Here is a 13,834-nt window from a genome sequence, read left to right on the forward strand (position 1 = left end):
AATTATTTTTAACATTGTTGATTATTAATTTCACTAGCTTCTTGTAAAATTCCATCTTTAAGGAATTGTTTAATAGGATTGAAAGTTTTTCGGTGCTCAGATATTATACCAAATTTTCTTATATTTTCTATATGTTTTTTTGTTGGATAACCTTTGTTAGTTTCAAAATCATATTGTGGATAAACTTTATGTAAATCAATCATGTATATATCTCTTTCATATTTAGCAATAATTGAAGCTGCCCCAATCAAATGAGATTTTTGATCTCCTTTTATTATACATTCATATTGATAAGGTAATTTAAAAAACTTACCATCGACAAGTGTAAAATATTTATGAGGATTGCCGTTGATTGCATTTTTTAAAAGGTTTATCATTGCTATTTGAGTTGCTTTTAAAATATTGATTTTATCAATTAGCTGAGGCGAAGAAGAGTAACTTAAACAGTTGAAATCACGTTTTAATAAAAGATATCTTTTTTCTCTTTCCTTAGGAGTTAATGCTTTTGAATCTTTACCTAAACTACTTAATAATTTTAGATCTGAAGGACTATCAATAATTACGGCACCAACAAAAACAGGTCCTGCGAGAGGACCTCTTCCAGCTTCGTCTATTCCTATCAAATAATCATAATCTTTGAAGTAAGAGTATTCTATAAAATTATCCATGTTTGGATCATTCCTCATAACTCTTCGTATAAGAGTATTCTATATTTATAAAGACAAACATACTATTCTTTTTCGTATGGAACTCCACTTGAAGCAGGAGAACGAGTTTTTCCTATAAATCCTCCAACTACTATGATTGTTAACACAAAAGGCAGTAAGTTAAGTAAAGCCTTAGTTTCTGATGGAAGTTCCATAAGAGTTTGCAGCTGTATATTCATAGCATCTGCAGCTCCAAAAAGAAGAGCAGCCCACATAGTACCAACAGGATTCCAGTTTCCTAATATCATTGCAGCTAAAGCAATAAAACCTTTTCCTGCAGGCATTAATTCTTGAAATTGTCCAACATCACCTATCGCAATATACATACCTCCTAAGGCAGCAAGCACACCACTCATTAATACACCAAAATATCTGATGCCTTTTACATTTACCCCAAGAGTATCTGCTGCTAAAGGATTTTCACCAACAGCTCGCATTCTTAAACCTAGGGGAGTTTTATATAATAAAAACCAAGAAAATAGTATTACACCAATAGCAATATAGAAAAATGCGCTAATTTCTCCAAATATTTCACCTATAAAAGGGACATTTTTTAAAGGTTCAATTTTTACCATGGGAATTTTCGTAAGAAAATCAGTTTGACCTTCTTGACCAAATATTGGCTTCATCAGGAATCCTACAATACCTTGTGCAATCAGAATAAGAGCTGTTGCGGAGACTATCTGATTTGCAGACCATTCAATTGAAACATATGCGTGTAAAAAGGCTAATACCAGACCACCGATCATTCCCATAATTAATCCAATCCATGGATTCCCAGTATAAAAGATAAAAACAGCGGCAATAAAAGCACCTAATTTCATAATTCCTTCTAGGGCAATATTTGTGACCCCGGTTATTTCACTGTATACTCCCCCTATTCCTGCAAAAACTAATGGAAGAGCGGAGAGGATTGTTAATTTATAAAATAAAGGTGTAGATAGAGCAGTAAATATAGCTTGAATCCAAGTCATGCCTCTTCACCGCCTTTGATAGCTTGAGATTTTTTATTTTTTCCTAACTTTGATGCTTTAATAATCCATGTTTTTATTATTCTGTCAGCAGCAACAAAGAATATAATAATACCTTGGACAATAACAATTATATCATCAGGAACTCCTACAGTTTGCATAGAGTTAGATCCCGCTCTTAAAGAAGAAATTAGGAAAGAAGAAAAAATTATTCCAATAGGATTATTTTGACCAATTAGTGCAATTGTAATACCATCAAATCCTCTATCGCTTGTAAAAGCGCCGAATATACGGTGGTGTACACACATAACCTCCAAAGCACCAGCTAAGCCAGCCAAAGCACCAGAAATAGCCATTGTTAAAACTACATTTTTGCTTATAGAAATTCCTCCATACTCAGCCGCATAGGGATTAAATCCAACCGCTTTAACTTCATACCCTACCGTAGTTTTATCAAGAACAATATAGATTACAATAGCTGCTACTATGGCAATAATAATGCCAGAAGGTACAGTCGATGCTTGAGCAGTAAGCAATGGAGGTAATTGAGCGCTTTTTGCAATTTCAGGAGATTTAGGAATTCCAATTCCTACTGTATAGGGTCCAGAAACCAAATAATTAGTGAGGTGGTAGGCTATCCAGTTAAGCATGATGGTTGTGATAACCTCATGAGCTCCAGTTTGAGCCTTAAGCCAGCCTGCAATAGATGCCCAAAAGGCACCACCAAGCATACCTGCAAGAATGGTCAAAGGTATAGCTATTACGGGAGGTACATTCCCCATATTTAGACCAACTAGCATCGCAAAAATACCGCCCATTGCCATTTGACCCTCAGCACCTATATTAAAAACTCCTGCCCTAAATCCAAATCCTACTGCCAAACCTGTCAATAGCAAACTTGTCATTTTTGTTATGTTATCAGCCCAAGCAATACGGCTTCCAAAAGCTCCTTTTAACATAACGCCATAAGCTTTTATAGGATTTTGGCCAATAAATAAGATAATTATTGCCGCAATTAGTAAAGAAACCAACACTGCTAAGGCAGGAACTAAAAAAGACATCCATTTATTTTTTACATTTGCTACTTCCGTCTTTGAAGCCACTTATTAACGCCCCCTATTCTAGGTATGTTGTTTTCTCCTACCTTATTTATCATTTACAATTTACTTGTTATTTTTTTGTTTCCAATACTTTTATTTCTTCTAATTTTTTTCCAGCCATCATTAAGCCCATTTCTTCAATTGTTAATTCTCCATTTTCAAATTCACCCATCGATCTACCTTCATACATTACAAGAATTCTATCAGATAAAGATAATATTTCTTCTAATTCCATTGAAATCAATAAAATTGTGGCATTTTGTTGACGTAAATTAATGAGTGACTTATGTACATACTCTATGGCACCAACATCTAATCCCCTTGTGGGTTGAGAAACAATTATAAATTTAGGAGAGAATCCAATTTCTCTTGCTAAGATAACTTTTTGTTGATTTCCTCCAGATAGATTGCCGGCTAATATATCAATATCAGGAGGTCTTACGTCAAATTGTTTTACAAGACTGTGAGAATATTTTCTAATTTCATTAAAATCAAGGAAGCCTCTCTTTGCAAAAGGTTCTTTATAATGTTGACTTAATATTAGATTAAAATAAACAGGAAAATCGGCGATTAGTCCTCTTTTTTGTCTATCTTCAGGGATGTGGCTTATTCCAAGTTCTCTTAACTCCCTTACAGACAAATTACTAATTTCTCTTTCTTCAAACAGATAACTTCCTTTTTCTATTTTTCTTAGACCAGACAAAGCTTCAGCTAATTCTGTCTGTCCGTTACCAGCAACTCCTGCAATACCTAAAATTTCTCCTTCCCTTATTTCAAACGAAATACCTTTAACTGCATCTAATTTTCTGTTATCCTTTACCCAAATATTTTCAATTTTTATGGAAGTTTTTCCTGGAGTAAATGTTGGTCTTTCTATACTTAAAACTACGTTTCTTCCTACCATCATATTCGCGAGCTCTTTTTCATTTGTTAAAGATGTTTTTACAGTACCAGTTACTTTTCCTAGTCGCATAACAGTAATAGTGTCGCTTATTTCAAGTACTTCTTTTAATTTATGACTAATGAAAATTATCGTTTTACCGTCATTTTTTAGAGCTCTTAAAATATCAAAGAATTCTTCAGTTTCTTGAGGAGTTAATACGGCAGTTGGTTCATCTAGTATTAAAATATCTGCTCCTCTATAAAGTGTTTTAATTATTTCGACCCTTTGTTGCATTCCAACAGGAATATCTTCAATCTTAGCGTCTATATCGACTTTTAAGCCGTATCTTTCAGATAATTCTTTGACTTTTTTTTGTGCAAATTTTAAATCAAATAAAATCCCTTTTTTCGGTTCTTGCCCCAAAACTACATTCTCTGCAACCGTTAAATTATCTACAAGCATAAAATGCTGGTGAACCATACCTATCCCTGCATCAATAGCATCTGAGGGGCCCTTAAAATCCATCTTTTTACCAAAAACATAAATTTCTCCACCAGTAGGTTTATACAAGCCGTATAATTGGTTCATTAATGTTGATTTACCTGCACCATTTTCACCTATTAAAGCGTGTATTTCACCTTTTTTTACGGCAAAAGTCACATTATCATTTGCAATTACTCGCGGAAATACTTTTGTAATATTCTTCATATAAACAGCGTATTCACCTATATTTTCACTGATATTGCTTTCTGACACAAGTGCAACCTCCCTTCTGAGGATATTTTTAAATCAAAAGTAATTCAATTGTGTGGCCCAAGGATATGGATAGTAACATTTAAAAAAAGAATTCTTTAAAAGTAAAATATATAACTATAGGAAGAAAGCGGGAGAACCCGCTTTCTTCGATTAAAATTTAATTAGATTGAAATTAAAACGGGAATTCAATATAGCTTACATCAATAGTTGAGAGTTCTGCTTCTGTTGAAGGAATATTGATTTTTCCTTCTTTAGCAAGTTTTTGTAAATAGGCTAGTTCTGCTAATATCTCGTTTGAAACTAATCCTTTTGTATATTTCATTTGAGAAATACCAACACCATCATCTGCTATACCCATTAGTTTATGTCCAGATTGAAAATATCTTGGTGATTGAGCATTGCTTATACCTTCAAAAGTTGCTATATCAATTTTCTTTGTTATACTCAATAAAACGTATCCAGGTGCCATATAATCTTGGTCAACGTCAACACCTATTGCAAAATAACCTTTTCCCATTTCAAAATATTTGTCTATAACTTGTTCTAATGGGGCATTAGCAGGTAAATTATAGAAGGACATTCCTGTTTCCTTTGCAGCATCAATTACACCATTCCCTGTTGCTCCGGCACATGCAAAAACTATATCCGCTCCGCTTCCATATTGTGAAAGTGTCATTTGTTTACCCTTTGCAGGCTCTTCAAAAGTTCCAGTGTATCCAACTATTACTTTGACGTTTGCATCATGTAATTGATTGTATGCCTCTACTCCTGCTCTATATCCTATTTCATATCTTCTAACAGGTGGTAGGTCTTGACCTCCAACAAAGCCTATGATGCCTGATTTAGTTACAGAAGCAGCAACGTATCCTCCAAGAAAACCTGCTTCTTGTTCACTGAAAGAATAAAGGGCTAAGTTCTTTGGAATAACCTGATCAGGTGAAGGATCGATATCTATACCGATGAAAAAAACGTCAGGATATTGTGTTGCTAAGTTATATAACGCATCTCCCATCATAAAACCTACTCCAATTACTACGTCTCCTTCTTTAGCAGCCCTAGTTAAGTTTGGTATATAGTCAGTCTGTTCTTTGGATACAAGGATATCTTTTTCAATATTGGGAAGCTCTTTTTCTGCTTTTAATATTCCTTCCCATGCTCCATCATTAAATGATTTATCTCCTAGTCCACCAACGTCAGTAACCATTACAACCTTTAAAGCAAAACTACTAACTACAAATAAAGTTATTAGCACAAAAGATAAGAACTTTTTCATACTTGAATACCTCCTCTTTTAATAGAATTTTTAAATTTTTAAACAAGATAATACAAAATACCGTAATACTTTTCATTAATTAGTTGATAAAATTATAGATAACTATAGAATTAATTACTGTTACTTTGCAAAGTTCTTTTTTTACTGATTAAAAAACTGATAAGCATTAATGTGGATATTGCAAACATAATAAAAACAAATATATAATTTATAGAAATATTTTGAGACATTAAATTAGGATAACCACTTTGACTTAATACCTCTAAAGTAGCTGGTTTAAATAAGCTAATAAAACTTGAGATGTACATTAATAATATAGAAATATACTTCATGATATTTTTGTTAAAGATAACAAACATAGAAATAGCAAGAAAAAACATAGTAATAATCTTAGTTCCAAAAGTAGTATTAGTAGATTTTAATTTGATTTTATCAACTTTATCTACATCGTAAAAGGTTGAAATTTGTGTCATTAAAGGATCTGTTAAATCGGTTTTGCTTAATGAGGATGTTACGGTATTCTTAACAGATTCTTCAAATTCAACATCTGAATATTGAATTATATTTTGAGTCGTTTTTTCTAGATGTTTTAATTCTTTATTAATTTGTTTTTGTTGTCTTTTGGAGAAGTTAACAAGATTATTTATTTCTTTAGCAAAATTTGAGGGTATACTTATGTAGTTTTGTTGGTTATTAATCTTTAAACCTTCTTTGTAAGTTTGAACCTTAACATTTTGTTTATCAGCTTGAATTTGAGTTAATATGTTGGAATTAACCAAACTCTTTAAAAAATCGCTAAAAGTTGATCTATAAAATGAATTTATCTTTGTATATTCACTTCCTAAAAGGGAAACTAATTTTTCAGAAGACCTGTATAGAGGTGAATGTGAATATGCGGCAACATCGTTTAAAAGCTGATTTTCGAAAATAGAGTCATGAAAACTTTGATTTTCTTTCATTAAAAGATCTTGAGAATAGTATAAGGGGGTAAAAAATATTAAAAGAGTAAGTATAAAAATTGTTATACTGCATACTTTTTGAACAAATTTTATCTTTTTTCCAAAACTTTTGAAAACCATAATAAATAAGAATAAGAATACAAATGGTATTATGAAACTTCCGTAGGCAAAAGAAGTAATTACGTCTTTAATCGGATTATAGAATATTAAGATATATGCAAATTCATATAAATAAACACCTAAAACTGAAATCCACCAGTATTTTTTAAAGAAATAGAAAGTAAATAAAATAATTATTCCATATACAATAAATCTAATAAATTCGGTATGTGTTTTTCTTTTTCCAAACTCAACAAAAATTTCAGAAACTTGATTTATTTGTTTTTCAGTTTCTTTTAGTAAAGGAGAGATATAATTGTACGACAAGTTATCAATAGCGATCTGAAGCTGTCTACCACTAAGGTTCGAATCGACTAATTTTTTTATTCCATTCTCCAAACTTTCTTTATTTTCTGAGATTATTTTATTTATCGTTTCGTCTGGTTCTCCAAAAAAAGTGTACAGACTCAAATCATCAATTTTGGCATTTGACTCAAATCTTGTTATGTCGGTATAGGGAGATTCGTCAACGATTCCTAATGAGTAAATTATAACGTTTCCAAAATAAGTTAGAGCATCGTTTTCTAATTCTTTTTTATAATTTTGTACAGTTGTAAAATAGGCTGGTAGTGACCTAATTGTTTCTTGAGTGATTGTGTCACCTGAAAGATCTGATTGGACGTAGGCTAAAAAACCGATAAAAGCTAATTTTTCCTCGATGCTATCAAAGTTTTGTTCAGTAATTGTATATATCTGAGAAAGATAAGTTTGAACGTTTGTAGGTCTATCTACGTATTCAGCACTGCCGATCATTTGTGTTCTATAAAATCTATAAAGACCTAAATTGTACAACTCGTTAAAAAAAAGTTCGAATTCCTTTCCCTCTATCACCTCTCCTTTTTCTTCTTCATAAGTTTTTATTAGAGAAACGTAGATATCTTTAACGACTTCTATTTCAATACTAAAAACGGTAAAAGAGAGCAAAATCAATAGAAAAGTAACGACGAATTTTTTCATGTTTTTCCTCCACTATGTAATTTTTGTAAGTAAGGTAAGGATTCAATTATAATAATTTTTTATTTATAAGCGTAAAATGCTTTCTTAATTTATTATATCATTTTTTAATTCTTAATTCAAATATATAAATAGCCATTAATAAGTAAAAAAGAAGCTTATTTGTTACTAATTTAATTTAAATTTGGTTTATCTCATTTTATGATAAAATATAAGCGTCTATGTTTATTAGTATTAGTTGGAATAGACTTTTCTTACAATATATAATAGGTATTAAGACATTGTTATACCTTTATAAAGTGGTTTTAGGATAGTTTTTATTCACCAGTTAAAGATACAAATAGTTATGAAAAGATATTAAAACAACTGTTAGAAACTTTTTCAACATTATTTTTAAAAAAGCAGATCTTATTCAAATATCAAAAACAAATGACAAAGGGGAGACTAAAAATACATAAAAGACTATATGTTATTTTTTATTTTTTAATTATCGTAACTTCAATAATTGTGGCTGAAGATGTTTTTTTGGAGATATCAAACTTTGATATAGGAAAGAGAGCATTTCACATTGATTTAGGAAGAAATTATGCTATCGTTGCAGATTATGATGGTAAAGTAAGTTTTATAGACGTTTTTACTTTAGAAAAAACAGAATTTACTGATTCAGTTATTCCTATGGGAGGAGTTTATGATGGAGAATTCTTTTATGTTATAGATAATTATAAAAGAGAAGTTTTAAAAATAAAAGGAAATACTATAGTCAGAAAATTACTTCTAGAAGCCAAACCTGTTAACATTAAATTAATAAACAACGATTTGTATGTAGTGACTACTGATCCATATAAGTTTTATTTAATAGACAGAAATATGTTTATAAAAAAGTCAGTTGAATTACCTGTTCATAGTCCATTAATAAGAAATGTAGGAACTCAAGTGTTTATTCCACTATTTGAAAATTATAAAAACAATGTCCGATTAACCGAACTTTTATTTATGATACCTAATCAAAATAGCTATATAATTAATTATAATAATATTACTTATCCAATAGATCTAGTTGGTTATCAAGGAATCATTTATTTTGTTACTTATTTTGAGGGTAATTTATATAAAAATGAGTTCAAAAATCAACCTAAGGTGGCTCAATTCGGAAAGTATACTACTGAAATAGAATTATACAGAAATTACATTGTAGGAAGTTCTTTAATGGGTGGAGTTTATTATTATGATCTTACATCAAATCAAACTACCGTAGTATTGGATGAAATTCCTATAAGTGACATTGCGGTATCTCCAGACAATGAATATTTATATGCAGTTTCTCATATTGAAAATAAGTTATATGTGATAAAAGATAAGGAAGTTTATCAGGAACTAGATACCAAAAAATATCCTATAGATGTTGAAGCACCAGATAATAATATTGTGTTAGTACTTTGCACCGATTCTGAGGAATTAATGGTTATAAGACGTTTTGAATAAGTTTCTTGGTGTCAAAAACTGTTTTTTCAATCTTTTCTTTGTATATTGATGAAAGATTTTTAAAGTCGTATTTTGAATAAACACAATCATAATAACAAAAAGGTATCTCGAAAGTATTCTTATAAAAAAACGAATAATCATCCTTAATATTTTTTATTACTCTACGATTTTTAACGTTATTAAAAGTTATCGTTCTGGCTTCAAAGAAAATACCGGCTAACGAGCTATGTAATCTATCTGAAATTACTATTTTTGATTGAGAAATTTCTTCTGTTATCTTTTGTGGATCCTGAATAGGTAGATCAGCTTTTATTTTGGTTTTTGTTCTGATCTTTTCAACCAAATCATAATTTTTAATTACATCTTGATTTGCGTTTATAGCAAGTGTCGAAAGTGTATAATTACTGAACGTTGATAAAAAATCTGTCAAAAGATCTAAGTCGTGATCTTCTTTTAAGCAAATAGATATTTTGTTGGTTTTTTTGTAATCCATATCAAAAAAAACGTATGGACCAAGATCAACCCCAAGATTGATATTATTATTATATTTTTTTGCGAATTCGTAAGAAGTCCTATCTCTAAGGATTCCGTATAGATTTGGGTAATTGAGGATTTTCTTTAATTTTTTTAAACCTCTATTTTTTTTGAACGAGCCGAATCCTTGGGATAAAAGCAATATTTTTTTATTTTCTTTGGCTGCTATGTTTGCAATGTAAGAATAGTAAAAAAGGCTTCTATAAGAAGTCTCTGACTGAAATAAATTTCCACCACCATAAATTATCAAATCTGAGCTTTTAATAGATTTTTTTAGTTCATAAAAGTTAAATCTGGGGACAACCTGAATATTAAAGTAATGATTACTTTTAAATTCTATTTCATTTTCTAACGGTAAGATAATTGTGCCATCAAATTTTAATTCATTTAATATTTTTAAAAAGCTATTAAGTAAAAGGTCGTCACCATAATTTCCATACCCATAATAACCAATTAACAATATTTTTTTCATATTATAAACTCCTTAACTTATTATATTTAGGAAAAATAAATTATTATATAGAATAATATATCAGAGATGGAACACTTAAAATCAATTTTGTGAAAGGATGTTATAGAATGTTTGATGATATTAATTTTAACCTTATTCCCAAAACTCTAAATGCCTTGTCATTAAGACACACAGTGATTTCACAGAATATATCCAATTATAACACTCCTGGTTATAAAAGAAAGTACGTAGATTTTGAAAGTGAATTACAAAAATGCATTAGCGAAAACAACGTTCTTAATTTAAAGACAAACAATACTAAACATATTAATAATACATCATCTTTAGAAATAATTCAAGCTACTATAAAAGAAGATGATTCTAAATCTTTAAGAGACGATGATAATAACGTTGATCCCGATAAAGAATTCGTTTCTATGATTGAAAATACTTTCAAATACAACACCCTGTCTAGAATGATGACTTATGCAATTCAACGATACGATACTGCTATAAGAGGTGGAAAATAATGGATGGTTTATTTCAGGTATTTGATATCGCATCAACTGGTATGGCAGCAGAGAGATTCAGATTGAATGTAATTTCTCAAAATTTAGCAAATTCTGATGCAACTAGAACCGAAGAAGGTGGTCCATATAGAAGAAAAGCAGTTGTTTTTCAAGAAGCAGTAAATAAGAGTTTAAAAGGCGGAGAAGAGTTTGCGGGGGTTAAGATTGTGTCAATAGAAGATGATCCATCTCCTTTTAGACTGGTTTATGATCCCACTCATCCTGATGCGAATGAGGAAGGTTATGTTAGTTATCCAAATGTTAATGTGTTGAGGGAAATGGTCGATATGATTTCTGCACAAAGGGCTTACGAAATGAACGCAGCAGTTGTAAATTCTGCCAAAAGTATGTACAATGCGGCGTTAAATATTGGTAGATAGGAGGTTAAAAATTATGGTTGATGGAATTAATAATATAAAAGGTATAGGAACTGAAAATATTAATATTGAAAAGCAGAAACAAGAAACCAAGAAATTAGATTTTTCTGAAATGTTAAAAGAGGCTGTTGAAGAAGTGAATTCCTTACAAAAAAATGCTGATAAGGTAGCTGCAGATTATGCTTCGGGCAACATTACAGACATATCTCAAGTAGTTATATCTGCGGAAAAAGCGTCTCTTTCCTTAAAACTTACTGTGGAAGTAACAAATAGGATAGTTGAAGCCTATAAGGAAATAATGCGAATGCAGATATAATTACAATATTCCATTATTACCACAATAAATGTTTAAAAAAATTAGAATATATGTAAATAATAAATGGGTTAAAGGACCCAATTTTCTCTATTATATAATTTGATAAACAATTTTTATAAAATGTTTAATAAAATTTGTTATAATTTTATCAAATATAACAAACCTTATCGAAAGGAATAAACGTGAAGGAAAATAATTTAAGAGAGATAACCAATAAAATTAAAGAGTTACCGACGCCTGATTTTTTAGTACAAAATATTATTTCGATATCTTCAGATAATGAGTCAGATATGAAAGAACTAGTAAATTCTATATCTCAATCACCAACTTTAACGGCAAAAATATTAAGACTCGCCAATTCTGCATATTATTCTTTACCAAAAAGAATAACTAGGCTGACTCAGGCAGTTAATTTGTTAGGTTTAAAGACAGTCAGAAATTTAGCTTTAAGTATTTTTACGGTAGAAAACTTTTTTGATAAAGAGTATCCTTTTTTTAACACCTACAATTTTTGGCAGCATCTTATAACTACAGGAATAGCTTCAGAACTGTTAGCAAAATATCTTAATTTTCCTGAAAAAGAAGAGTCTTTTATGTGTGGTATTTTACATGATTTAGGAAAAATAGTGATGGCTCATATTATGCCAGAAGTGTTTGAAATGGTTATCAAGGTAGCTCAGCATGAAAAAATTTCTTTTTTTGAATCTGAAAATCTTTTGTCGACAATTGGACACCAACAACTTGGAAAAATATTATTTGAAAATTGGAATATGTCTGATATTGTTTTGGATGTGGTTTCACTTCACAATCAACCTTTAAATTTAGAGAATGAAACAAACAAGAAGATTTTATATATTGTACATTTAGCAGACTCAACCATTAATCTTCTTTTTTATGGGTTTTCTGGATGTTATAATATACCTGTTGTTGAATCAGAGGTTTGGAATTTTCTGGGGATTAATTATTCAATGTACGAGAGTTACTTTGAGGATCTAAAAAAAACTATAGAAAGATCTAAAGAACTTATTTACATGAATCAAATACTTAATAGTTAGGAGGCTAGCGAAATGGCAAATTATAAGAAAGAAATGCTTGAATCGGAAATGAAGAAGATTATTACAAGAGGTTTTTCTGAACTTAAAGATCCTCGAATTAAAGATAAAATGATAAATATTAATTTTGTACGGTTGTCTGGAGATAAGTCTTATTTAGACGTTTATGTTTCTTCTTTAGATGAGGATGTTGATACGATAATTGATGTTTTAAATAATGCTAAAGGTATGTTTAGAACATTAATTGCAAAGAATATTGATATATATAAGGCCCCAGAGATTCGATTTCACAAAGATGAGGGCATTGAAGCTAGCATTAGAATTAATCAACTGTTAGAAACCCTAAAAGAAAAACGTTCAGAGGATGATGAATGAAAAGCGGAATAATAGTAATTAACAAACCAAAAGGTATTACTTCTCATAAAGTTGTTGAAAAGTTGAGAACTATTTTAAAAACAAAAAAAGTTGGTCATGCAGGAACACTTGATCCCTTTGCTACAGGTGTACTTGTAATAGGAGTTAATAAAGGTACAAAGGTACTTGAATTTTTTCTAAATGATAAAAAAAGATATTATGTAAAGGCCAAATTAGGAATTATTACCGAAACGTTTGATCTTGATGGTGAAATTAAAGAACAGAACGAAGTTACAAAAGAGCAAATAGAAAGTGTAAAAGATGTTGTTTTTTCATTTGTGGGAGAGTATCTACAAGTTCCACCTGCTTACTCGGCCAAAAAATATAAAGGGAAACATTTATATGAATATGCTAGAGAAGGTAAAATAATCAATTTACCTCCCAAGCTTGTACATATATATAATATTACTAATTTTAAACAAGAAGACATAGAGTTTAGTTTTGAAGTAGAAGTGAGCTCAGGAACTTATATAAGATCTTTGATAATGGATATTGGATATAAAGTTGGATGTGGAGCGGTAACTATAGAATTATGTAGAAGAAAAAGTGGAATTTTTACCTTAGATCATTCAATAAATTTAGAAGATGCATCATATAACAAAATCATACCTATAGATAATTGTATCAATTTTCCATATGTAGTAGTAAATCATGGAGATAAAGTTTTAAAAGGACATCAAATATATAAATCAAATATATTAGAATACTCAGAATTTGAAAAAGGAGAATATGTTAAAATATACAATGAGCAAAAGGAGTTTATTGGAATAGGAATAACTGAAAGAAGTTCGAAATTTTTAGCTACACTTTTAAAGATGCCAGAAAGAGATGATCGAATAGTAAAGATATACAAAAATATATACGAGGTGACTTGAAA

Annotated in this window: 14 protein-coding genes; 7 read left to right on the top strand and 7 right to left on the bottom strand. The window is 30.1% G+C overall.

Going from position 1 to position 13,834, the window contains the following annotated elements:
* Positions 1 to 8: 8 nt before the first annotated feature.
* The 6 genes from DTL3_RS06215 to DTL3_RS06240 all read right to left on the bottom strand — a co-directional run bounded on the left by DTL3_RS06215 (position 9) and on the right by DTL3_RS06240 (position 7,765).
* Entirely contained in the window at positions 9 to 686 is a 678-nt protein-coding gene (locus DTL3_RS06215; RefSeq protein WP_045087975.1) for a ribonuclease HII, read from the bottom strand.
* A 44-nt stretch (positions 687 to 730) separates the two neighbouring features.
* Positions 731 to 1,681, bottom strand: a complete 951-nt coding sequence (locus DTL3_RS06220) for an ABC transporter permease (RefSeq protein WP_045087976.1) — start codon at positions 1,679 to 1,681, stop codon at positions 731 to 733.
* Entirely contained in the window at positions 1,678 to 2,739 is a 1,062-nt protein-coding gene (locus DTL3_RS06225; protein ID WP_045088657.1) for an ABC transporter permease, read from the bottom strand. The genes DTL3_RS06220 and DTL3_RS06225 overlap by 4 nt, the downstream gene beginning before the upstream one ends.
* Before the next feature lie 109 nt (positions 2,740 to 2,848).
* Positions 2,849 to 4,369 carry an ABC transporter ATP-binding protein gene (locus tag DTL3_RS06230; protein ID WP_045088658.1) on the bottom strand — a complete coding sequence of 507 codons (1,521 nt, stop codon included), beginning with the start codon at positions 4,367 to 4,369 and terminating at the stop codon, positions 2,849 to 2,851.
* Between the two features lie 220 nt (positions 4,370 to 4,589).
* Positions 4,590 to 5,690 carry a BMP family lipoprotein gene (locus DTL3_RS06235; RefSeq protein WP_045087977.1) on the bottom strand — a complete coding sequence of 367 codons (1,101 nt, stop codon included), beginning with the start codon at positions 5,688 to 5,690 and terminating at the stop codon, positions 4,590 to 4,592.
* A gap of 110 nt (positions 5,691 to 5,800) precedes the next feature.
* The gene (locus tag DTL3_RS06240; protein ID WP_045087978.1) at positions 5,801 to 7,765 is read right to left on the bottom strand and encodes a hypothetical protein; all 1,965 of its coding nucleotides are present in this window, start codon (positions 7,763 to 7,765) and stop codon (positions 5,801 to 5,803) included.
* 426 nt (positions 7,766 to 8,191) lie between these two features.
* Here DTL3_RS06240 and DTL3_RS06245 point away from each other — a divergent pair, with 426 nt between their 5' ends.
* On the top strand, positions 8,192 to 9,244 hold the full coding sequence (locus DTL3_RS06245) for a YncE family protein (RefSeq protein WP_045087979.1): 1,053 nt from the start codon (positions 8,192 to 8,194) through the stop codon (positions 9,242 to 9,244).
* Here DTL3_RS06245 and DTL3_RS06250 read toward each other — a convergent pair.
* Complete coding sequence (locus tag DTL3_RS06250) at positions 9,225 to 10,250, bottom strand: polysaccharide pyruvyl transferase family protein (RefSeq protein WP_052670410.1); 1,026 nt, start codon at positions 10,248 to 10,250, stop codon at positions 9,225 to 9,227. The two genes, DTL3_RS06245 and DTL3_RS06250, sit on opposite strands and share 20 nt — an antisense overlap.
* Before the next feature lie 107 nt (positions 10,251 to 10,357).
* Here DTL3_RS06250 and flgB point away from each other — a divergent pair, with 107 nt between their 5' ends.
* The 6 genes from flgB to truB all read left to right on the top strand — a co-directional run bounded on the left by flgB (position 10,358) and on the right by truB (position 13,832).
* A complete protein-coding gene (gene flgB, locus DTL3_RS06255) occupies positions 10,358 to 10,759 on the top strand; it encodes a flagellar basal body rod protein FlgB (RefSeq protein ID WP_045087980.1) in 402 nt (133 codons plus the stop codon).
* Entirely contained in the window at positions 10,759 to 11,178 is a 420-nt protein-coding gene (gene flgC, locus DTL3_RS06260; RefSeq protein ID WP_045087981.1) for a flagellar basal body rod protein FlgC, read from the top strand. The genes flgB and flgC overlap by 1 nt, the downstream gene beginning before the upstream one ends.
* A gap of 13 nt (positions 11,179 to 11,191) precedes the next feature.
* Positions 11,192 to 11,491 (top strand): flagellar hook-basal body complex protein FliE, encoded by a 300-nt coding sequence (gene fliE, locus DTL3_RS06265; RefSeq protein WP_045087982.1) that lies wholly within the window; start codon positions 11,192 to 11,194, stop codon positions 11,489 to 11,491.
* Positions 11,492 to 11,673: 182 nt separating this feature from the next.
* Entirely contained in the window at positions 11,674 to 12,546 is an 873-nt protein-coding gene (locus DTL3_RS06270; protein WP_052670411.1) for an HDOD domain-containing protein, read from the top strand.
* A 12-nt stretch (positions 12,547 to 12,558) separates the two neighbouring features.
* A complete protein-coding gene (rbfA, locus tag DTL3_RS06275) occupies positions 12,559 to 12,918 on the top strand; it encodes a 30S ribosome-binding factor RbfA (protein ID WP_045087983.1) in 360 nt (119 codons plus the stop codon).
* Complete coding sequence (gene truB, locus DTL3_RS06280; RefSeq protein WP_045087984.1) at positions 12,915 to 13,832, top strand: tRNA pseudouridine(55) synthase TruB; 918 nt, start codon at positions 12,915 to 12,917, stop codon at positions 13,830 to 13,832. The genes rbfA and truB overlap by 4 nt, the downstream gene beginning before the upstream one ends.
* Positions 13,833 to 13,834 lie beyond the last annotated feature (2 nt).

It is taken from the genome of Defluviitoga tunisiensis, assembly GCF_000953715.1.
Taxonomy (GTDB): domain Bacteria; phylum Thermotogota; class Thermotogae; order Petrotogales; family Petrotogaceae; genus Defluviitoga; species Defluviitoga tunisiensis.